Source organism: Micromonospora sp. C31, assembly GCF_018070575.1.
GTDB lineage: Bacteria > Actinomycetota > Actinomycetes > Mycobacteriales > Micromonosporaceae > Micromonospora.
The window spans coordinates 59,354-80,245 of record NZ_JAGPXN010000014.1; the positions used below are offsets into that span (position 1 = coordinate 59,354).

General features: G+C 74.4%; 20 protein-coding genes and 3 pseudogenes. 6 read left to right on the forward strand and 17 right to left on the reverse strand.

Annotated features, from left to right (window positions below; translation table 11 throughout):
• Nucleotides 1-158: 158 nt before the first annotated feature.
• The 3 genes and pseudogenes from tsf to KBX06_RS18975 all read right to left on the reverse strand — a co-directional run bounded on the left by tsf (nt 159) and on the right by KBX06_RS18975 (nt 3,631).
• Nucleotides 159-989: a translation elongation factor Ts gene (gene tsf / locus KBX06_RS18965; RefSeq protein ID WP_210836797.1), complete on the reverse strand. Its 831-nt coding sequence runs from the start codon at nt 987-989 to the stop codon at nt 159-161.
• A gap of 136 nt (nt 990-1,125) precedes the next feature.
• Nucleotides 1,126-2,058, reverse strand: a complete 933-nt coding sequence (gene rpsB, locus KBX06_RS18970; RefSeq protein WP_210836799.1) for a 30S ribosomal protein S2 — start codon at nt 2,056-2,058, stop codon at nt 1,126-1,128.
• 306 nt (nt 2,059-2,364) lie between these two features.
• Nucleotides 2,365-3,631, reverse strand: a pseudogene (locus KBX06_RS18975) (hypothetical protein).
• A 253-nt stretch (nt 3,632-3,884) separates the two neighbouring features.
• Here KBX06_RS18975 and KBX06_RS18980 point away from each other — a divergent pair.
• Genes KBX06_RS18980 through KBX06_RS18990 form a run of 3 tightly spaced genes read left to right on the forward strand, consistent with a single transcriptional unit; the run spans nt 3,885 to nt 7,019 of the window.
• Nucleotides 3,885-4,244 (forward strand): YraN family protein, encoded by a 360-nt coding sequence (locus KBX06_RS18980; protein ID WP_210836809.1) that lies wholly within the window; start codon nt 3,885-3,887, stop codon nt 4,242-4,244.
• 52 nt (nt 4,245-4,296) lie between these two features.
• Nucleotides 4,297-5,817, forward strand: a complete 1,521-nt coding sequence (locus KBX06_RS18985) for a YifB family Mg chelatase-like AAA ATPase (RefSeq protein ID WP_210836817.1) — start codon at nt 4,297-4,299, stop codon at nt 5,815-5,817.
• Nucleotides 5,814-7,019, forward strand: a complete 1,206-nt coding sequence (locus tag KBX06_RS18990; RefSeq protein WP_210836819.1) for a DNA-processing protein DprA — start codon at nt 5,814-5,816, stop codon at nt 7,017-7,019. Before KBX06_RS18985 ends, KBX06_RS18990 begins: the two co-directional genes overlap by 4 nt.
• A 44-nt stretch (nt 7,020-7,063) precedes the next feature.
• On the opposite strand, the gene KBX06_RS18995 is transcribed toward KBX06_RS18990, so the two are convergent.
• A complete protein-coding gene (locus KBX06_RS18995) occupies nt 7,064-7,399 on the reverse strand; it encodes a hypothetical protein (RefSeq protein ID WP_210836821.1) in 336 nt (111 codons plus the stop codon).
• Nucleotides 7,400-7,767: 368 nt separating this feature from the next.
• On the opposite strand from KBX06_RS18995, the gene KBX06_RS19000 reads away from it, so the two are divergent.
• Together KBX06_RS19000 and KBX06_RS19005 are read left to right on the forward strand one after the other, a co-directional pair.
• Nucleotides 7,768-8,892, forward strand: coding sequence for a tyrosine recombinase XerC (locus KBX06_RS19000; RefSeq protein WP_210837109.1), 1,125 nt, complete (start codon nt 7,768-7,770; stop codon nt 8,890-8,892).
• Between the two features lie 125 nt (nt 8,893-9,017).
• On the forward strand, nt 9,018-10,199 hold the full coding sequence (locus KBX06_RS19005; RefSeq protein ID WP_210836828.1) for an aminotransferase class V-fold PLP-dependent enzyme: 1,182 nt from the start codon (nt 9,018-9,020) through the stop codon (nt 10,197-10,199).
• A 45-nt stretch (nt 10,200-10,244) separates the two neighbouring features.
• On the opposite strand, the pseudogene KBX06_RS19010 reads toward KBX06_RS19005, so the two are convergent.
• Nucleotides 10,245-10,872, reverse strand: a pseudogene (locus tag KBX06_RS19010) (murein hydrolase activator EnvC); the annotation flags it as partial.
• Nucleotides 10,873-11,176: 304 nt separating this feature from the next.
• Here KBX06_RS19010 and KBX06_RS19015 point away from each other — a divergent pair.
• Complete coding sequence (locus KBX06_RS19015) at nt 11,177-12,283, forward strand: sulfite oxidase (protein ID WP_210836830.1); 1,107 nt, start codon at nt 11,177-11,179, stop codon at nt 12,281-12,283.
• A gap of 103 nt (nt 12,284-12,386) precedes the next feature.
• Here KBX06_RS19015 and KBX06_RS19020 read toward each other — a convergent pair whose 3' ends face one another.
• The 12 genes and pseudogenes from KBX06_RS19020 to proS all read right to left on the reverse strand — a co-directional run bounded on the left by KBX06_RS19020 (nt 12,387) and on the right by proS (nt 20,808).
• The gene (locus tag KBX06_RS19020; RefSeq protein ID WP_007075222.1) at nt 12,387-12,710 is read right to left on the reverse strand and encodes a DUF2469 domain-containing protein; all 324 of its coding nucleotides are present in this window, start codon (nt 12,708-12,710) and stop codon (nt 12,387-12,389) included.
• Nucleotides 12,707-13,519, reverse strand: coding sequence for a ribonuclease HII (locus tag KBX06_RS19025; protein ID WP_210836832.1), 813 nt, complete (start codon nt 13,517-13,519; stop codon nt 12,707-12,709). The genes KBX06_RS19020 and KBX06_RS19025 overlap by 4 nt, the downstream gene beginning before the upstream one ends.
• The gene (locus KBX06_RS19030) at nt 13,513-13,989 is read right to left on the reverse strand and encodes an NUDIX hydrolase (protein WP_210836841.1); all 477 of its coding nucleotides are present in this window, start codon (nt 13,987-13,989) and stop codon (nt 13,513-13,515) included. The genes KBX06_RS19025 and KBX06_RS19030 overlap by 7 nt, the downstream gene beginning before the upstream one ends.
• A 48-nt stretch (nt 13,990-14,037) precedes the next feature.
• Nucleotides 14,038-14,658, reverse strand: coding sequence for a signal peptidase I (gene lepB / locus KBX06_RS19035; protein WP_210836843.1), 621 nt, complete (start codon nt 14,656-14,658; stop codon nt 14,038-14,040).
• 9 nt (nt 14,659-14,667) lie between these two features.
• A pseudogene (gene lepB, locus KBX06_RS19040) lies at nt 14,668-15,542 on the reverse strand (signal peptidase I).
• Between the two features lie 185 nt (nt 15,543-15,727).
• Complete coding sequence (rplS, locus tag KBX06_RS19045; protein WP_210836847.1) at nt 15,728-16,084, reverse strand: 50S ribosomal protein L19; 357 nt, start codon at nt 16,082-16,084, stop codon at nt 15,728-15,730.
• A 142-nt stretch (nt 16,085-16,226) separates the two neighbouring features.
• A complete protein-coding gene (trmD, locus tag KBX06_RS19050) occupies nt 16,227-17,000 on the reverse strand; it encodes a tRNA (guanosine(37)-N1)-methyltransferase TrmD (RefSeq protein WP_210836849.1) in 774 nt (257 codons plus the stop codon).
• A gap of 20 nt (nt 17,001-17,020) precedes the next feature.
• Entirely contained in the window at nt 17,021-17,623 is a 603-nt protein-coding gene (gene rimM / locus KBX06_RS19055) for a ribosome maturation factor RimM (RefSeq protein ID WP_210837111.1), read from the reverse strand.
• A 2-nt stretch (nt 17,624-17,625) separates the two neighbouring features.
• Nucleotides 17,626-17,886, reverse strand: a complete 261-nt coding sequence (locus KBX06_RS19060) for an RNA-binding protein (RefSeq protein WP_172862164.1) — start codon at nt 17,884-17,886, stop codon at nt 17,626-17,628.
• Entirely contained in the window at nt 17,861-18,343 is a 483-nt protein-coding gene (gene rpsP, locus KBX06_RS19065; RefSeq protein ID WP_210836851.1) for a 30S ribosomal protein S16, read from the reverse strand. Before rpsP ends, KBX06_RS19060 begins: the two co-directional genes overlap by 26 nt.
• Before the next feature lie 299 nt (nt 18,344-18,642).
• On the reverse strand, nt 18,643-19,290 hold the full coding sequence (locus KBX06_RS19070; protein WP_210836853.1) for a DUF402 domain-containing protein: 648 nt from the start codon (nt 19,288-19,290) through the stop codon (nt 18,643-18,645).
• A 111-nt stretch (nt 19,291-19,401) separates the two neighbouring features.
• Nucleotides 19,402-20,808: a proline--tRNA ligase gene (gene proS, locus KBX06_RS19075; protein ID WP_210836855.1), complete on the reverse strand. Its 1,407-nt coding sequence runs from the start codon at nt 20,806-20,808 to the stop codon at nt 19,402-19,404.
• Between the last annotated feature and the right edge of the window lie 84 nt (nt 20,809-20,892).

Genomic DNA, 20,892 nt, shown 5'->3' on the forward strand with positions numbered 1-20,892 from the left:
CGCCCCGCCCTTCCCCATGCGCACGTCCCGTACGCCCCGTACCGCGAAACTGCCGTAGCCGACCCTATGTGACGAGGAGGCCGCGGTGCCTGTCACGTACACCGGCGGCCTCCTCGTCGACGTTTCCTACCCGCGGCGCGCGAGGCGCCCGGGGCGGCTCAGGCCTGGCCGACCTCGAACCGCACGAAGCGGGTGACGTCGATGCCGGCGTCGGCCAGCAACTGCTTCACCGTCTTCTTGTTGTCGGCGACGGAAGCCTGCTCGAGCAGGACGTAGTCCTTGAAGAAGGCGTTCACCCGGCCCTCGACGATCTTCGGCAGGGCCGCCTCGGGCTTGTTCTCCTCGCGGGCGGTCTGCTCGGCGATGCGCCGCTCGGACTCGACGACGTCGGCCGGCACCTCGTCCCGGGTGAGGTACTTCGGCCGCATCGCGGCGATCTGCATCGCGACGCCCCGGGCGTCCGAGTCGGACGCCTCGTCGCCGGCGGTGCTGGAGTACTGCACCAGCACGCCGACCGCCGGGGGCAGGTCCTGGCTCTTGCGGTGCAGGTAGACGGCGGTGGTGCCGTCGAGCTTGGCGAACCGGTTGAGGACGAGCTTCTCGCCGATCTTGGCGGACTGCTCCTGCACCAGGTCGGCGACGGTCTTGCCGTCCATCTCGGTGGCCAGCAGCTCCTCGGCGGTGCCGACGCCGCTGCGCTCGCCGTGCTCCACCAACTGCTGGGCCAGCTCGATGAAGGCGTCGGTCTTGGCGACGAAGTCGGTCTCGCAGTTGAGCTCGAGCAGCGCCTTGCCGGAGTGGGCGATCAGACCGTTGGCGGCCGTACGGCCGGCCCGCTTGCCGACGTCCTTCGCGCCCTTGACGCGCAGGATCTCGACGGCCTTGTCGAAGTCGCCCTCGGCCTCGGTCAGCGCCTTCTTGCAGTCCATCATGCCGGCGCCGGTGAGGTCGCGGAGCTTCTTGACGTCCGCGGCGGTGAAGTTGGACATGGCTCTCTCTTCGGTGTTGAGACTGCGGGTGGTTTGGTCCTGGTGCCGGTTACCCGGATCCGGGCGCGACGTGCCCGGCGTACCTGCCGCTTCCCCGCCGCCCGGGAGAACGGGCGGCGGGGAAGCGGCGGCGCGGTCACTCCGCGGCGGCGGTCGCCGGCTGCTCGACCGGCTGGGCCGGCTCGACCGGCTGGGCCGACTCGGCCTGCGGGGCCGACTCGGCCTGCGGGGCCGACTCAGCCTGCGGGCCCGACTCAGCCTGCGGGGCCTGCTCGTCGGCCTTCTTCGGCTCCTCGAGCAGCTCGCGCTCCCACTCGGCCAGCGGCTCGTCGGAGGCGACGCCCGGCTCCGGCTTCTCGTCGCTGCCGCGACGACGGCCGGAACGGGCGATCAGGCCGTCGGCGACGGCGGCGGCCACGACCCTGGTCAGCAGCTCGGCCGAACGGATCGCGTCGTCGTTGCCCGGGATCGGGAAGTCGACCTCGTCCGGGTCGCAGTTGGTGTCCAGCACCGCGATGACCGGGATGCCCAGCTTGCGGGCCTCGTCGACGGCGATGTGCTCCTTCTTGGTGTCGACGACCCAGATCGCGGCCGGGAGCTTCTGCATGTCCCGCAGACCGCCGAGCGTGCGGGTCAGCTTGATCTTCTCGCGGGAGAGCTGCAGGGTCTCCTTCTTGGTGTAACCGGCGGTGGTGCCGCTCAGGTCACCCAGGGCCTCCAGCTCCTTCATCCGCTGGAGCCGCTTGTAGACCGTCTGGAAGTTGGTCAGCATGCCGCCGAGCCAGCGGTGGTTGACGTAGGGCTGACCGACCCGGGTCGCCTGCTCGGCGATGGCCTCCTGGGCCTGCTTCTTGGTGCCGACGAAGAGGATGCTGCCACCCTCGGCGACCGTCCCGCGCACGAACGAGTAGGCCTTCTCGATGTAGTCGAGGGTCTGGCGCAGGTCGATGATGTAGATACCGTTGCGCTCGGTGAAGATGAACCGCTTCATCTTCGGGTTCCAGCGCCGGGTCTGGTGCCCGAAGTGGACACCGCTCTCCAGCAGCTGACGCATGGTCACGACGGCCATGGTGGGGTACTCCTCGTGGTCCCTGGTTGTTCCGCCCGGCCAGGCGGCCGGGCGTCCTGGCGCCCGGTCGGCGGCCATGGCGGGCCCGACCAAGATCGGGACCAGGGAGGCCGTCGCCCCACGACGGCTCGTGGAGAGGGCGCGCGAGGTCGACCGCGCGAGGCGGTCGCCAGTCGCCCAGTGTACGCCCCTTCCCCGCCCCCGATGTCTCGGGTGCGAGGAAGGGGTCGGATCGCTCATTTCCGGCACTCGGCGTGCCGGCCCGGCCGGTCTCGCCGTCAGGTGGAGCGGCCCTGACGGTCGGGGTCAGCCGACCGCGATAGCGGCAGCGACGAAGAGCACCAGGCCGACGGTCAGGTACGCCGTCGGCGGGCGCAGCCAGCCCCGGCTCCCCTCCGCCAGCGACAGCCCGCCGGTGCGCAGCCCGTACAGGCCGATCGCGAAGATCGGCAGGCCGCAGACCAGGAAGATCCCCACCACGACGTCGGCGGTCGAGACCGGGTCGCCGGTCACGCCGCTGAGCAGCACCCGCATCGCGGGCACCTCGAACACCAGGACCAGCAGGGTGAAGAGCGCGGCCAGCGCAGGCCGACGGGTGCGGTAGACCCCGTCGCCCGCCGGTGCTCCCGGGTGCGGGGCGGCCACCGGCGGGTACGCCGGCAACTCTCCCGGCGCGAGGTCGGCGCGGGGCGCGATCGGCGGCATCGGCCCGGTCGGCATCTCCAGGGCGCTCGGGGGCTCGACCGGGCGGGCCGGCTCGTCGGCCGGCGGCTCTGCCGGGTTCGCGGCCTCGGCCGCCCGTCCGGGCGCGACGATCGGATAGCCGCCCAGCGGGGCCGGGCGGGTCGGGTCCACGGCCCGCTCGACGGGTCCCGCCCCGGCCAGGGCGTCGACGCCCGACGTCGACAGCGGGTCGCGGCCCTGCCTCGATTCCCGGGCGGCACGCCGGCCCGGACGGTCGGCGGGCAGTTCCCCGGAGACGTCCGGGTCCGCCTCGGCCCGGCGCGAGCGGCTCGCCCGGTATCCCTCGGTCTCCGACCGGCCGTCCCCGAGCGGCGGCCCCGCCGTGAAGCGTCCCGAATCGCCGTCGCCGAACCTCCCGGACTCCGATCCCGGGACGGGGAACCGACCGGAATCCTCCGGCCCCGTCACCGCGAACCGACCCGAATCCTCCGGCCCCGTCACCGCGAACCGACCCGAATCCTCCGGCCCGCCGAAGCGGCCCCGGTCGGCGTCGACGGCCGCGAAGCGTCCGGAGTCGGGCTCGACGGCCCCGAAGCGCCCCGAGTCGGGTTCCGTCGACGAGCCGAAGCGTCCTGTCTCGCCGCGCCGGGTCCCGTTGGCTTCGCCGTAGCGGGTGTCCTCCGCGGCCCGGCGCTGCTCGGGGGCGCTCAGGTCGTCGTCCCGGTACCGGGGCTCGGCCGGGCCACGCCAGTCCGCCTCCCCGTAGCCGCTCTCACGGTCACGGTCGCGGTCGCGATCGGCCGGATACCAGCGTGACTCCTGATCTTCGACAAAGTTCCGTCGTCCGTCCACGTCCGGCACCGTATGCGACCGGCTCCACGGGCGCCATTCGCCCCCTGGGCACCCGCATTCCCCGCGCACCGGGTCACCGCTCGGCGACGGTCGGGGACGGCGAGGGTCGGAGACGGCGACGGCCAGCGCCCCGGCTTCGTCGCGCGGCGCGCGCTTCGTGGTGGTCCACCGACGCGAGCGCATAGCACGACGCGGGCATGATCGTCCGGTCGTCCACAGTTCGTCCACCGTCCACAGTTTCCGCGTCGCGGGGCGGCGGTGCCCCGCCCGCCGGGGGCACCGTGCCGGACATGACGAAGCGGAACCAGGCGGTCGGCGCGTACGGGGAGCGGTGCGCCGTCCGGCACCTGATCGGGGCGGGGCTGCGCCCGGTGGCCCGGAATTGGCGATGCGCCGCCGGGGAGATCGACATCATCGCCTGGGACGGGTCGGTGCTCGCCTTCTGCGAGGTGAAGACCCGCCGCAACGAGGAGTTCGGTCCGCCGGCGGAGGCGGTCGTACCGGCCAAGGCGCGGCGGCTGCGCGGGCTCGCCGCCCGGTGGCTCGCCGACACCGGCACCACGGCCGACGAGGTGCGCTTCGACGTCGTCTCGGTACGCCTCACCGGCGCCGGCGCCGCCCGGGTCGAGCACCTCAAGGGGGCGTTCTGATGGGCGGGCGCGATCGGACGGGCGCCGGCGGCGGGCGCCTACGGGCGGCGTCGTGAGTTACGCGAAGGTGCTCTGCGTGGGCCTGGTCGGCGTCACCGGGCACCTGGTGGAGGTCGAGGCCGACCTGGCGGCCGGCCTGCCGGCGGTGGTGATCTCGGGGCTGCCGGACACCGCCCTGCACGAGGCCCGGGACCGGGTCCGCGCGGCCGTCGTCAACTCCGGTCAGCGGTGGCCCAACCGGCGGATCACCCTCAACCTGCTCCCCGCGGACCTGCCGAAGTTCGGCTCCGCGTTCGACCTGGCGATCGCGGCGGCCCTGCTGGGCGGCTCCGGCGAGCTGCCGCTGCTGCCGCTGGAACACGTGGTGGTCCTGGGCGAGCTGGGCCTCGACGGCACGGTCCGCCCGGTACGCGGTGTGCTGCCGATGGTTGCCGCAGCCGCCCGGGCCGGCGTCGGGAAGGTGATCGTCCCGGCCGGCAACGCCGCCGAGGCGGCGGTCGTCCCCGGGGTCCGGGTACGGGCGGTCGACACGCTGCACCGGCTGGTCAGCTTCATCCGCGACGGCGCGCCCCTGATCGAGCCGGCGTCGGACGGCCCACCGCCCGCCGGCGGTGGCCCCGACCTGGCCGAGGTCGCCGGGCAGGGGCTGGGCCGAAGGGCGCTGGAGGTCGCCGCGGCGGGCGGGCACCACCTGGCGCTGGTCGGGCCGCCGGGAGCCGGCAAGACCATGCTCGCCGAGCGCCTCCCGTCGATCCTGCCCGAGCTGGACGACGAGGCCGCGCTGGAGGTCACCGCGCTGCACTCGATCGCCGGGCTGCTGCCACCGGGCGGCCGGTTGCTGCGCCGCCCGCCGTTCCAGGCGCCGCACCACACTGCGACCGTGCCGTCGCTGGTGGGCGGCGGTTCCGGGTTGGCCCGTCCCGGCGCGATCTCGCTCGCCCATCGGGGCGTGCTCTTCCTCGACGAGGCGCCCGAGTTCAGCCGGGGCGCGCTGGAGGCGCTGCGCCAGCCGCTGGAGAACGGCCGGGTCCGGCTGGCCCGCAGCCGGGGCGGCGCCGAGTATCCGGCCCGCACTCAGCTGGTGCTGGCGGCGAACCCGTGCCCGTGCGCCAGGCCCGCCGGTGACGCGTACTGCGAGTGCCCGCCCCAGGCGCGGCGGCGCTACCTCAGCCGGCTGTCCGGGCCCTTGCTGGACCGGATCGACGTGCAGGTCAAGCTGCCGCCCGTCCGGGCGGCCGAGCTGATGGAGGCCATTGTCGACAGCGAGGCGTCCGCCACCGTCGCCGAGCGGGTGGCGGTGGCCCGGCAGGCGGCAGCCGCGCGCTGGGCGGTGCTCGGCCTGCGGGTCAACGCCGAGATACCCGGCCCGTGCCTGCGCCGCCCGCCCTGGCGGTTGCCCGGGCCGGACACGGCCGAGCTGCGGGCCCGGCTCGACTCCGGGTCGTTGTCGGCCCGGGGCTTCGACCGGATCATCCGGCTGGCCTGGACGATCGCGGACCTGGACGGTCGGGACCGTCCCGACCGGGAGGACGTCCGGGAGGCCATTCAACTGAGGACGGGGGAGGCGACGTGAACACCGACGAGGAGACGCTGGCCCGGGTGGCGCTCACCTGGCTCACCGAGCCCGGCACCCGGTCGGTGCACTGGCTGGTCGCCCGGCTGGGCCCGGTGGCGACACTCGACCTGCTGCTCGACGGGGGTGCGCCGGAGGAGACGCTGCGCAACACCGTGGCGGCCCGTTGCGCGGTCGATGACGCCAGGGCCGTCGCGGCCGAGGCGCTCGCCCGTACGGACCGGCTCGGCGCCCGGATCGTCGTCCCCGGCGACGACGAGTGGCCCGTCCGGGTCGACGGGTTGCACCAGCTCCGGCTCCCCGACGCCCACCGGCGGGTGGACGTCGAGACCGCTCCCCCGCTCTGCTTCTGGGTACGCGGCTCGTGGCCGCTCGGGGAGGCCTTCGACCGCTCCGTCGCGGTGGTCGGGGCCCGAGCCGCCAGCGGGTACGGCACGCACGTCGCCACGGAACTCGGCTACGGGCTGGCCGACCGGGACTGGACCGTCGTCTCCGGCGGCGCCTTCGGCATCGACGCCGCCGCGCACCGGGGCGCGCTCAACGCCGGTGGCCTGACCGTGGCGGTGCTCGCCTGCGGCGTGGACCGCCCGTACCCGATGGGCAACGCGGCGCTGTTCGACCGGATCGCCGACACCGGGCTGCTGGTCAGCGAGTGGATGCCGGGAGCCGACCCGCTCCGGCCCCGGTTCCTCATCCGCAACCGGGTCATCGCGGCGGGCACCCTCGGCACGGTGCTGGTGGAGGCGGCCGCCCGCAGCGGCGCCACGCAGACCACCCACCGGGCGCTCGCCCTGGGCAAGCCCAGCATGGTGGTGCCCGGCCCGGTCACGTCGGCGATGTCCGTCGGCGCCCACGAGACGCTGCGGGAGCATCCGAAGGCCCGGCTGGTGACCGGCGTCGCGCAGGTGCTGGAGGAGGTCGGGCGGATCGGCGACCTGGCACCCGTACCGCGCGGCCCGCAGCGGCCGGCCGACCTGCTCGACGACGACGCGCGGGCCGTCGTGGAGGCGTTGCCCCGCCGGGGCGCCGTGGGGGTGGACGTCCTCGCCGCGCGGGCCGGGGTGCCCGTCCGTACCGCGCTGCGGAAGCTGTCGATGTTGGAGGAGTTGGCCCTGGTGCTCCGCCGCGACGACGGGTACGCCCTCGCACCGCCGGCCAAGGGCGCGACCGCCAGGCGGCCGGCGACGCCGGACGGACCGTGAGATGCCGGACGGACCGTGAGATGCCGGACGGACCGTGAACGGCGTCAGTCACCCTCGAAGCGGATCTCCATCGCGCGGTCCTGCCGGCACCGCCGCGCCAACCGGCCCAACAGCCGCACGTGCGTCATCTCCGGCGTCGACCGGGCCACCTCGGCGAGGCACCGCACCTCGGCGAGGAGCTGCGGCGCCTGCCCGGCGGGGACCACCAGCTCGCCGACCGGATCCACCCGGTCGAGCAGCGGGGTACGCCCGGCGCCACGGACCCGCCGGACGAGATCCAGCAGCACGTCGTCGGGATCGGGCAGCACCTCGGCCGGCACGACGCGGCGCCGGCCGGAACCCGAACCGACCGCCCGGTAGAGGACGACGTCCACCCCCATGTCCGGTCCCCCTTCGTCGCGTCTGATCCCGTCGCACGGAGACCACGACCAGGCCCACACCCGCTGGTACGACCAGTCTGCGCGAACCGACCGGCGCAATCCATCACCCCGGCCGCGCGACCATGGCGGCCTCGATCCCGACCCGCCGGTTCCGCCGGTCGTCCGTAGGCTGGTCCCGTGCCGTCCGAGGATCCGCCGCCCACCGCCGCCACCGCCTCGACCCGCACCGTCGCGCCCGCTGCTTGGCCGGGTGGGACGGGGACGCCGCCGCGAGGCACGCCGGCCGGCCGGCGGGTGGCCGGCAGGGAGTCGCGGTGAGCCGGAAGGCGAAGGGCACGCGGGCGACCCACGAGGCTCTCCCACCGGCGATGCGAGAGGTGGTGGACGACTTCGCCGCGCACCTCGCCGGTGTGCGCAACCGGTCCGCTCACACGGTCCGGGCGTACGTCGGTGACGTGGTGTCGCTGTTGGACCACGCCCACCGGATGGGCTGCGCCGAACTGCCGGAGCTGGACCTCGCCGTGCTGCGGAGTTGGCTGGCGAAGCAACGGACGCTGGGGGCGGCCCGGACGTCGCTCGCGCGCCGGGCGGCCTCGGCGCGGACGTTCAGCGCGTGGGCGCACCGCGGTGGGCTGCTCCCCGCCGACGTGGCCGGCGCCCTGTCCAGCCCACGCGCCCACCGGGACCTGCCGACCGTGCTGCGCGCCGACCAGGCCGCCGCCCTGGTGGAAGCGCCGGGCCGGCCCGCCCCACCCGTGCCGCCGCCGGCGCCGCCCGCCGGGGAAGACTCGCGGCCGGCACCGCCCGCCGGGAACGGCTCAGACCCGGCAGCACCTGCCGAGCACTTCGTCCGGTCGTCGTCACCCGCCGAGGCCGGCTCCGAGCCGGCACCGACCGCCGGGAACAGCTCCCGGCCGACGTCACCGGCCGGGGGCGGCTCCGCGCCCGCGTCGCCAGGTGCTTCCCGGGAGGGTGACGGGGTCGCCGAGGCGGTACTGCTGCGGGACCGGGCGCTGTTGGAGCTGCTCTACGGCACGGGGGTGCGGATCAGCGAAGCGTGCGGCCTCGACGTCGCCGACGTCGACCACGCGCGACGGGTCGTGCGGGTGTTCGGCAAGGGCGGCCGGGAGCGCGCGGTCCCGTACGGGGTGCCGGCGCAGCGGGCGCTCGACGCCTGGCTGGGCCACGGCCGGCCGGCCCTGGCCGCACCGCACTCCCGCGACGCGCTGCTGCTCGGCACCCGTGGCGGACGGCTCAACCCGACGACGGCACGGCGGATCGTCAGCGGGTACGCGCAGGCCGCCGGCCTGCCGCCGGTCAGCCCGCACGCGCTGCGGCACTCTGCGGCCACCCACCTGCTCGAGGGCGGCGCCGACCTGCGGGCGGTGCAGGAACTGCTGGGGCACTCGTCCCTGGCGAGCACCCAGATCTACACGCACGTGTCCGTGGAGCGGCTCCGTGCCGCCTACCGCCAGGCCCACCCCCGCGCCTGAACCCGGACGTCGCGGGTGGCGGTGCCGGGGCCGCACGACGCGGAACGGCGGGCCCGCACCCGTCAACCCCCGCCGCCACCCGGCGGAACGGCGGCGGGAGATCGACCGGTCGCTACGATCACCGGGTGAGCCTCCCGCCGCCGCCCGAGCCGATCGCGGCAGCCCGCCTGCTCTTCTCACTCGACCCGGCGGTCAGCCACCTGAACCACGGTTCGTTCGGCGCGGTGCCGCTCGTCGTGCAGCGGGCCCAGCAGCGGCTGCGCGACGAGATGGAGGCCAACCCGCTGCGCTTCTTCACCCGGGGCCTGGTCGACCGGATCGCCCACGCCCGCCGGCACCTGGCCGGTTTCCTGGGCGCCGACCCCGACGGCACCGCGCTGGTCCCGAACGTCACCACCGGCGTGGCGGTGGTGCTGCAGTCCCTCGGCCTGGGCCCCGGTGACGAGGTGCTCACCACCGGCCACGGCTACGGCGCCGTCGGCCTCTCCATCGCCCGGCAGTGCCGGCGTACGGGGGCCCTCGCCCGGGTGCTGCCCGTTCCGCTGGCCGCCCCGGACGAGGAGATCGTCCAGCTCGTGCGCGCCGGGCTGCGTCCCGGCCGGACCCGGCTGCTCGTCGTGGACCAGCTCGCCTCGGCCACCGCCCGGCTGTTTCCCGTGGCCGCGATCGTCGGCGTGGCCCGGGAGCACGGGATACCGGTCCTCGTCGACGCCGCCCACGCCCCGGGCATGCTGGCGACGCCGGTGGGCGACGTCGGCGCCGACTTCTGGGTGGGCAACCTGCACAAGTGGGCGTACGCGCCACGCGGCACCGCCGTGCTGGTGGTCGCCCCGGCGTGGCGGGAACGGATCGAGCCGCTGGCCGTCTCGTGGGAGCAGGAGTCGGGGTTCCCCCGCCGGGTCGAGTGGGCGGCGACACAGGACTACACCGGCTGGCTGGCCGCGCCGGTGGGCCTGTTCACGCTGCGAAGTCTCGGCCTGGACCGGGTACGCGGGCACAACGCCGCGCTGGCTGCGTACGGCCAGCGGGTGCTGGGGGACGCGCTCGGGGTGGCCCCCGCCGACCTGCCGGACCCCGGCGGGCCGGGGATCGCCATGCGCATCGTGCCGCTCCCGGCGGGCCTCGGCACCACGTTCGAGGCGGCGCGGGCGCTGCGGGAACGGATCGCCGACCGGCTCGCCACCGAGGTCGCCGTCATGGCTTGGAACGGACGGGGCTGGCTGCGGCTCTGCGCGCAGGTCTACAACACCCCGGACGAGTACGAACGGCTCTCGGTGCGGCTGCCCCCGCTGCTCGCCCAGCGCTGAGGGCCGGATCGGCGCCGTGGAGCCCGCCACCCCAGCGGTGTCGGCGCCGTCGAGCGGCAACAGCCGCACGGGTCCCAGGCCGAGCAGGGCCAGCGGATCGAGGTATTCGGCGCCGCGCCGCAGCCCCCAGTGCAGGCAGGCGGGGGCGGGGCAGCCCTGGTGACCGGCGAGGAGGGCGCCCAGCGGTGCGCCGGCGGCCAGTCGGTCGCCGGGGCGGACCGCCGGCGACACCGGCTCGTGGGTGGTCCGCAGACCGTCGGCGTGCCCGACCGTGACGACGGGGCGACCGGCGACCAGACCGGCGAAGAGCACCGTGCCGGCACCGGCGGCCCGGACGGTCGCGCCGGGCACGGCGGCCAGGTCGACGCCCCGGTGCCCGGGCAGCCACGGCCGTGGCGGCGGATCGAACCGGCGCACCGGGCGGAACGCCGTCGAGCGGCCACCGGAACCGCCCCACCCCGGGCGACACCGCACCGGCCGGGACGGCCCCGGCCGACGCATCCGCGACGAACCGCCGCGCCGCCGCGACCGGCCGGGCCACGAGGGCGACCGGCCGGGCGACGGGCGCGGCGGGCCCGGCGACAGGCGCGGACGGCCGGGCGACGGGCACGGCGGGCCCGAGGGACAGCAGGGCGGCGCAGAGCACGACGGCGGGAGGGGCGGCGGGTCGCATGGGCGCAGCCTGCTCGGCGCCCATGCTCCCCCGCCACCCCCGACACCATTCACTGTGGACGGCGGCCGTCCTGTGGACGGTTCCCCGCAGGGCGGGGCGATCTGCTAGGCGACCGGCCCGTCGAGCGGTGGCACCGCGGAGGCGGTTTGGTCCGCCGCCCGCGCGGCGGGCCTGTCCGCCGGCGCGGCAGGTGGCGGTGCCGGGTGACGAGGGCGTCGCGGGTGGGCGCGACCAACGCCGGCGAGGCCCTAGGCTGGGACGGGCGAACGGCGGAGCCGCCGCCGTCCGGCCCCGGGAGGCGCCGATGACCACTGTGGACGACGTCGGCGGGCCCGCGCGCGTGGCGGAGCCCGGCGAGGGGATCACCGCCGAGGAGTTGCAGCTCGCCGCCCGCAACCACGGCATCCCGCTGGAGGCGCTGCGCTACGACGTGACCCCGGCCGGCCTGCACTACCTGCTCATCCACTACGACATCCCGGATCTCGACCCGGCCACGCACGCGCTGAGCGTGTCCGGCGCGGTGGACCGGCCGCTGACGCTCGACCTCGCCGCGCTGCACGAGCGCCCCCGGGTCACGCACCGGGTCACGTTGGAGTGCGCGGGCAACGGGCGGGCCCTGCTGCGCCCGCGGCCGGTGAGCCAACCGTGGCTGGTCGAGGCCGTCGGCAACGCGGAGTGGACGGGCACCCCGCTGGCGCCGCTGCTACGCGACGCGGGCATCGCCGCCGACGCCGTGGACGTGGTCTTCACGGGCGCCGACCACGGCCTGGAACGCGGCGTCGAGCAGGACTACCAGCGCGCGCTGCCGGTCGCCGACGCGCTGCGCGAGGAGGTGCTGCTGGCGTACGAGATGAACGGCGCTCCGCTGCTGCCGCAGCACGGCGCCCCGCTGCGGCTGATCGTGCCCGGCTGGTACGGCATGGCGCACGTCAAGTGGCTGCGCGCGATCGACGTACGCACGGAACCGTTCGACGGCTACCAGAACGCGGTCGCCTACCGGCTGCGCCGGGACGCCGACGACCCCGGGGTGCCGGTGACCCGCATCGAGCCGCGGGCGCTGGTCCGACCGCCCGGCTTCCCCGACTTCATGTCCCGCACCCGCGTGCTGCGCCCCGGTCCGTGCACCCTGGACGGTCGCGCCTGGTCGGGCCACGCTCCCGTCGTCGCGGTGGAGGTGACCACCGACGGTGGAGCCAGTTGGCAGCCGGCCATCCTGGACGAGCAGACCGGCGGGGAGTTCGCCTGGCGCCGGTGGCGGCACGAGTGGACGGCGCAGCCCGGGCGGTACGTCCTCGGGGCCCGCGCCACCGACGCCTCGGGCCGCAGTCAGCCGGTCGAGCAGCCGTGGAACCGGGGCGGCTTCGCCAACAACCTCGTCCAGCGGGTCGAGGTCGTGGTGCTGTCGGGGTGAAGCCGACCGCCGGAGAGGCGAGGACGGCGGCCGCGCGGCGGTGGGGGCGCCGACGGGCCGTACGTCCGGTGGTGTGACCGTCGGACGGAGAAACGGCGGCCGATCAGCCGCCGAAACCGGAGTCGGCGGGCAGCGAGATGTCGGGCTTCTCCAGCTCCTCGACGTTGACGTCCTTGAAGGTCATCACCCGGACGTTCTTCACGAACCGGGCGGGGCGATACATGTCCCACACCCAGGCGTCGTGCATCTCGACCTCGAAGTAGACCTCGCCGTCGGAGTTGCGCACGTGCAGGTCGACCTGGTTGGCCAGGTAGAACCGGCGCTCCGTCTCCACGACGTAGGAGAACTGGCGGACGATGTCGCGGTACTCCCGGTAGAGCTGGAGCTCCATCTCGGTCTCGTACTTCTCGAGGTCTTCCGCGCTCATCGCACTCCGCCTTCCATGACCACATCTTCCCCCACCGACGCCGGAGGCTGAGGCTGCTCGCCCAACGCCACGCCGACGGTACCCCCTGGCGGACAGGAGCGCTCCATCGGCTCGTCCCGCCTCGCGTCCGCCGGCCGACGCGCCCGGGGCGGGGCGCCGTCGCGACCGGACACCGTCGCCACGTTGACGTACGAGAACCGGTGCTCCCGGCACGGCCCCCGGTCCCGCAGCGCCGCGGTGTGTTCCGCGGTGATGTAACCCTTGTGCTCGGCGAACCCGTAGCCCGGGAACGCCCCGTCCAACTCGACCATCATCCGGTCCCGGGTGACCTTGGCCAGTACGCTCGCCGCCGCGACGCAGGCGGCCACCCGGTCGCCCTTCCACACCGCCAGCCCCGGCACGTCGAGGCCGTCCACTCCGAAGCCGTCGGTCAGCACGTAGTCGGGGCGGGTCGTCAGCGACGCCAGCGCGCGGCGCATCGCGGCCAGGTTGCACACGTGCAGGCCCCGCTCGTCGACCTCCTCGGCCCCGACGACCACCACGGCGTACGCCAGCGCGCGGGCCACGACCTCGTCGTGGATCCGCTCCCGGCTGGCGGGGGTCAGCAGCTTGGAGTCGGCCAGCCCGTCGATCTCGCCGCGTCGTCCCTCGGGCAGGATCGCCGCCGCGGCGACCAGCGGCCCGGCACACGCGCCCCGACCCGCCTCGTCGGCCCCGGCGACGTGCCGGAAGCCGCGCCGCTGCAACGCGCGCTCCAGCGCGTAGAGCCCGCCCTCGCGGCGCACCACGGTGCGCGGGGGCGTCAGCACGGCGCACCCTGCCCGGCGGCCAGCGCCCGGGCCAGCACCGCCGGCAGGTCGGGCGGGTAGTAGCGCTCGCCGCTGGCGGCCAGCTCGTCCGGGGGCCACCACCGGTGCGCGGCGACGCTGGCCCGCTCGATGTCGCTGAAGCCCGCGGTGTCGACCTCGTGACCCGCCACCCGCACCAGGAAGAACTCCTGTTCCTGCCGGTACCACACGCCGTCGAAGGGGAACTCGGTCACGTCGCGGTGCACGGGGGCCCCGACTGCCGGGACCGACAGCCGCAGCCCGGTCTCCTCGGCCAACTCCCGCGCCGCGCACTCGGGGTAGGTCTCCCCCGCGTCGAGGCCGCCGCCGGGGGTGAACCACCAGCGGCCGTGCTCGGGGCGGGCCGGGTCGGAGCCGCAGAAGAGCAGCACCCGACCCGCCGCGTCGACGAGCAGGACGCGCGCCGCGCGCCGGGGGGTGTAGACGGTCACCGCACCAGCGTGCCAGACGCCGCCGACAACGCCCACGCCCGGCGGCCCCTACGATTCGGGGATTGCCTCGTACGGCTTGGGGACGCTCAGCCAGGTGGCCCGGCCGACGGGCCAGAAGACGGTGAAGGCCCGCCCCACCACCTCGCCCTCGGGGATGGTGGCGACGGTGATGTCCTGACCGGACTGCTGCCAGTGCTCCAGCGAGTCGCCCGACGCCTCGCGGTGGTCGCCCATCACCCAGAGCCGGCCCTTCGGGACGGTGATGTCGAACTCCTCGGCGGTCTTGTCACCGGGGTAGATGTAGGGCTCGTCCAGGGATCTGCCGTTGATCACCAGCCGGTCCTGCGCGTCGCAGCAGACCACGTGGTCGCCGCCCACGCCGATGACGCGCTTGATGAAGTCCTCGCCGTCGGGGTTGGCGCTCCACTCCAGGGGGGCCTTGAAGACGATCACCTCGCCCCGGTGCGGAGACCGGAAGTCGTAGACCAGCTTGTTGACCAGCACCCGGTCGTCGATCTGGAGGGTGTTCTCCATCGACGGGGAGGGGATGAAGAAGGTCTGCAGCACGAAGGCGCGAACCAGCACCGCGACCAGGATCGCCACACCCAGGAGGATGGGCAGCTCCTTCCAGAAGGAGCTGCGCGGCTTGTCGGTCTGCTCGTCAATCACGGCACGAGCCTACGTTGCCCGGCGCGACGCCACCGTCCGGAACGCGCGAGAACGGCGAGCGCGGCAGCGATCGGGACGATCAGCACCACACCACCCTCCGGCGTGGGGCGGACCGGAGGCGGGGCGCCGGTGGAGGCGGCCGGCGGGTCGGCGACGTCGTCGAAGGTCGCGGGCACCGACAGGGCGTTCCAGCGCGACGACGGCCAGACCACCGTGAACGCGCGACCCACCACGTTCTCGATCGGCACCGGCCCCTGGCAGCGGGCGTCCTGGGAGACCATGCGGTGGTCGCCCATGACGAAGATCTGCCCGGGCGGGACCACGACCTCCTCGAAGCGCCGGGAGCGGCACTCGCGGGCGTTGGGCGGGATGTCGAGCGGCGAGTCCCGCAGCACGTACGACGACTCGTCGAGCGGGGTGCCGTTGACCAGCACGCGCCCCTCGGCGTCACAGCACTTCACCCGGTCGCCGGGCAGGCCGATGACCCGCTTGATGAAGTCCTTCTCGCCGGGGCGGCTGACGCCGACCAGGTCGCCGACGGTCCGGCTGAGCCTGCCCGCGAAGCCGGGCTCCGGCTCCTCGTCGACCTGTGGGGCCCAGCGCTCGGTGCCCCGGAAGACGACCACCTCGCCCCGCACCGGGTCGCGTACGTCGTAGACGACCTTGTTGACCAGGACCCGGTCGCCGACGAGGAGGGTGTCCTCCATCGAGCCGGAGGGGATGAAGAACGCCTGGAGCAGGAAGGTGCGGATCAGCACCGCGAGGCAGAACGCGACGACGAGCAGCAGCGGCAGCTCCTGCCAGAGGGGCATCTGCCGGCGGGGCCGGCGGGCCCGACGTCGCCACGGGTCGACGGCGCCGTCCTCGTCAAGCGTCTGCACCACGCCACTCTCCGGTCAGCAGAAATGACACTACCGCCCGGGAGCCCTGTCGGGGCTCCCCGGGCGGTAGCGGCCGTCGCTCCGCCGTGGTGGCGGGACGTCGCCCGGCTGCGCCCGTAGCGACCAGGGTAGTGCGGTCCGGTCGGTACGGCATACGCGCAGCTCGGGCGGCGTGGCGAGCGCGAAGGTCAGCTGGGCTGCTTCTCGCGCTTCTCCTTGATCTTGGCCTTCTTGCCCCGCAGCTCGCGCAGGTAGTAGAGCTTGGCCCGCCGCACGTCACCGCGGGTCACGACCTCGATCCGGTCGATTCCCGGGCTGTTGATCGGGTAGGTGCGCTCGACACCGACACCGAAGCTGATCTTGCGGACCGAGAAGGTCTCGCGCAGACCGTCACCCTGGCGACGGATGACGACGCCCTGGAAGATCTGGACACGGGACCGGTTGCCCTCGACGACCCGGGCGTGCACCTTGACGGTGTCACCGGCACGGAAGTCGGGGAGGTCGGTGCGCTTCGACTGGGCGTCAAGGGCGTCCAGGATGTTCATCGCTGCGTCCTCGTGAGGCTCACGGCGCACCGTCAATCGGTGCGCGGGTGGGTGATTCTGATCCCCGGATGGCGGTCGGTGGCCCGACCCCGGTCGAGGATCCTCGCAGCCGTCCGCGGCGCGGCCGGTTGCGGCAACCCCCCTACTTTGCCACATCCCCCGCCGGCACCTGAAACCCGGCCCGGTCCAGCGCGGCGACGTCCCGCTTGTCCAGTCCGTCCGGGTCCAGCGCGGCGAGCATGTCCGGGCGGCGGGTCGCGGTGCGGGTCAGCGCCTCGTCCCGCCGCCAGCGGGCGATCCTGCCGTGGTCGCCGGAGCGGAGCACCTCCGGCACGTCCAGCCCGCGCCAGGTCGCCGGCTTCGTGTACATGGGGGCCTCCAGCAGCCCGTGGGCGTGCGACTCCTCGGCCAGCGAGCCCGCGTTGCCGAGCACCCCGGGCAGCAGCCGGGTGACCGCCTCCAGGACCACCAGCACGGCCACCTCCCCGCCGAAGAGGACGTAATCGCCGAGGGACACCTCGGTCACCGGCATCCGGGTGGCGGCATGGTCGAGCACCCGCTGGTCGATGCCCTCGTACCGGCCGCAGGCGAAGAGCAGGTGCGGCTCGGCGGCCAGCTCGTGCGCCATCGCCTGGGTGAAGGGGGCGCCGGTCGGGGCCGGCACCACCAGCCGGGGCGGGGTCGTCTCCGCCGGGGCGAGGTCGTCGAGCGCCTCGCCCCACGGCTCCGGCCGCATCACCATGCCGGGCCCGCCGCCGTAGGGCGTGTCGTCGACCGTGCGGTGCACGTCGTGGGTCCAGATCCGCAGATCGTGTACGGCCAGCCGCAGCGTGCCGTTCGCCCGCGCCCGGCCGATCAGCGACAGGTCGAGCGGGGCGAAGTAATCCGGGAAGATCGACACGATGTCGACGCGCATGCGGGGGTGCTCCAGCGGTTCTACAGATCGAGCAGACCGGCCGGCGGGTCGACGACGACGCGACCGCCGGCGAGGTCAACCTCGGGGACGATCGCCTTGACGAACGGGATGAGCGCCGTGCCGCCCTCGGGGCGGCGCAGCACCAGCAGGTCGGAGGCAGGCGCGTGGTCGATCCGGGCCACCTCGCCCAGCCGGTCGCCGTCGGGGGTGACCACGGCCAGCCCGACGAGCTGGTGGTCGTGGAACTCCTCCGGGTCCTCCGGCGGGGCAACGTCGGCGCTGTCGACCGCGACCAGCGTGCCGCGCAGCGCCTCGGCGACGTCCCGGTCTCCGATGCCCTCGAACGCGACCAGTATCCGCCCCTGGTGCGCCCGGGCGGACTCCACGACCAGTTCGGCGGGCACCCGGAAGGCGTGCCCCTGCTCGGGCGCGTCCTGCGCCGGCGCCGCCCCGGGCATGGTGCGCGGCACCCGATCGCTGGGCACGGGCCGGGGCGCCGCCCCCGGCATGGTGCGCAGCACCATGCCGGGGGCGAACCGCGCTTCGGGCTCGTCGGTCCGCACCTCCACGGTCACCTCACCGCGGATTCCGTGCGGCTTACCGATCCTGCCGACGACGAGCAGCATCAGTACGAGTCGACGATGTCGACGCGCACACCGCGCCCGCCGATGGAGCCGATCACCTGGCGCAGCGCCTTGGCGGTCCGGCCGGACCGCCCGATCACCGTGCCGAGGTCCTCCGGGTGCACGCGCACTTCCAGCCGCTTGCCCCGACGGGAGTCGACCATCCGGACGCGTACGTCATCGGGGTGGTCGACGATGCCCTTGACCAGGTGCTCCAACGCCGGACGCAGAGGCATGTCAGGCCTGCTCACCGGCGTCGGCAGCGGCAGCCGGGGCCTCGGCCGGAGCCTCGGTCTTCGGCGTCTCGGCCGGAGCCTCGGTCTTCGGCGTCTCGGCCTTGGCGGCCTTCTTGGCCGGCTTGGCCGGCGCCTCGGCCAGCCCGGCGGCGGCCTTCGCCTCGGCCTCGTACGCCGCGGTGCGGTCGACCCGCTCCGGGGCGACCTTCAGCGGCGGCGGGGCCGGCAGGCCCTTGAACTTCTGCCAGTCACCGGTCAGCTCCAGCAGCCGCTGCACCGCCTCGCTCGGCTGGGCGCCGACGGACAGCCAGTACTGGACCCGCTCCGACTTGACCTCGATCACCGAAGGGTCTTCCTTCGGCTGGTAGACCCCGACGAACTCGATCGCCCGGCCGTCGCGCTTGGTGCGCGAGTCGGCGATGACGATGCGGTACTGCGGGTTGCGGATCTTGCCCATCCGCAGGAGCCGGATCTTTACGGCCACAGTTGTTTCGCTCCTGTTGCGATCTCACCTACCCGGTACGGGCGGTGCACGGGTGAGTGTCGACCGGCACAGTGGGGTTGGGCCGGAGACTGCTCGGTGGACTGGCGACGTGCCCGGGTTAGAGGGCGCCGGACACACGCCGGATACCAGCCAGCCATTCTGCCAGATCGGGCCCGGATCTCTCACACCGGACCACCCCGGGTCACCCGCGCGGCGGCAGAAGTGACCGAGAGCACACGTCCACGGGCAGGGGCCGGCGCCGGTCGGAGGACCCCCGGCGGCGGCCGGAGCGCGCGGGATCAGCGCACCGGAGGGCGGTCCCAGCCGGGCGGCAACGCGTCGGCGACACCCCAGCCCGGCGGCGGGGTGAAGTCGCACCAGGTGCCGTCGAACGGGAACTCCCCCGACTCGGCCAGCGCGATCACCCGCTTCCCCTCGGCCCGCACCGCGTCCGGGTCGGCCACCCAGTAGTGGTCGGGGAAGGCCAGCCGCTCGACGAACTCCTCCTCGTCCTTCCACTCCCAGCCGAGGTCCGGGCGGACCACCACGTCGAGGTCCTGGTCCACCATGTCGACGCCGGCGAGCGTGCCGTCGTCCCAGCGCACCCCGGGCTCCTCCAGGTTGACGTACCAGGTGGCGAAGCGGTCGTGCGCGTCGCGGAACCACCACACCGAGTGGGCGGCCCCGGTGGGCAGGAACTTCAGCACGGACGGGCCGTCCCACCGGCCGGTGACCAGGCGGTACGACGAGGAGACCCACTCGCTGAACGGCACCGCCCGCATGCCCAACCCGGCCTCGGTGACCTCGCTCGCGACCGGGGAGTCGCGGGGCACCCAGAGCAGCAGGCCCCGGTCGTCGTCGCTGACCACGCGCGCGGTGCGTACCCAGCCGATGCGGCCCCGGCGCACGTTGCGGTGCACGATCAGCCGCCCAGGTTCGAATCTCACGCCCCGACCCTACCGGCGCCGGCACCACCCGCCGGCCGTCGGCGCGCTCCGGATGTCAGGAAGGGCCCCTTCCTCTACCTCAGGCGTTAGGAAGGGGCCCTTCCTAACGTCTCAGTAGGCGCGGGCGAGGATGGCGACCAGGTCGGGCTCGTCCTCGGAGTCGGGCACCGAGCCGTCGGCGCGCAGCAGGCAGCGCACGGTGACGCCCTGGCCGTTCGCCTCCGCCTCGCCCTGCACGCCGACCGCCGACCACGGCACCATGGCCCAGCCGGTGGCCGCCGCCTCGATCGCCTCGGCGAGGGTGGACACCTCGACGGTGCGGGACTTCCGGTGGGCCAGGGCCTGGTCGTGCAGGGCCCGCTGATCGGCGTCGAGGGCGGCCAGCACGGCGGTGACCACGTCGGCCACCGGCGTCGGGGACTTCGAGCCGTCCGTACGCCGGACCACGACCGCGTTGCCGGCGGCCAGGTCACGGGGGCCGACCTCGACGCGTACCGGATAGCCACGCAGCTCGGCGTCGACGGCCCGGCGGCCGAACGGGGTGTCGACGCGGTCGTCGAGCGCGACCCGGACGCCGGCGTCACGCAGCGCGTCGCGCAGCTTGCCCGCCGCCTCCCCGACGCCCTCGCCGTCCTTGACCACCATCACGTACGCCTGGACGGGCGCCAGTTTCGGCGGCACGCGCAGGCCGTTGTCGTCGCCGTGGCACATGATCAGGCCGCCGAGCATCCGGGTGGAGGTGCCCCAGGAGGTCGTCCAGGCGTGCTCCCGACCGCCCTCGGCCGAGGAGTAGCTGATGTCGAAGGCCTTGGCGAAGTTCTGCCCCAGCTCGTGGCTGGTGCCGAGCTGGAGGGCCTTGCCGTCACCCATCATGCCTTCGCAGGTGTAGGTGGCGGTGGCCCCGGCGAAGCGCTCGCGGGCCGTCTTCAGGCCGACGACCACCGGGATGCCGAGCACGTTGACCATCAGGTCCTCGTACGCCTCGTGCAGGATCCGGCGCGCGTAGGCGCGGGCGTCGGAGCGGGTGGCGTGCGCGGTGTGCCCCTCCTGCCAGAGGAACTCGCTGGTGCGCAGGAAGATCCGGGGGCGCAGCTCCCAGCGGACCACGTTGGCCCACTGGTTGAGCAGCAGCGGCAGGTCCCGGTAGGAGTCGATCCACTTGGCCATGAACTCGCCGATGACGGTCTCGCTGGTGGGGCGCACCACCACCGGCTCGGCGAGCTGCTTGCCGCCGCCGTGGGTGACCACCGCGAGTTCCGGCGAGAAACCCTCGACGTGCTCCGCCTCGCGCTTGAGGTAGCTCTCGGGGATGAAGAGCGGGAAGTACGCGTTCTCCGCGCCCGCCGCCTTGATCCGGGCGTCCATCTCGGCCTGCATCCGCTCCCAGATGGCGTAGCCGGCCGGCCGGATGACCATGGTCCCCCGGACCGGGCCGTTGTCGGCCAGCTTCGCCTTGGCGATCAGGTCCTGGTACCAGCGGGGAAAGTCCTCCGCACGGGGAGTGAGCACGCGTGCCATGACCGCACATCCTATGCGTCGGCCGAAGGGACGACGTCATCGGGCGCGACGTCGCCGGTGTCCACCGCGCCGGCCGGTGTACCG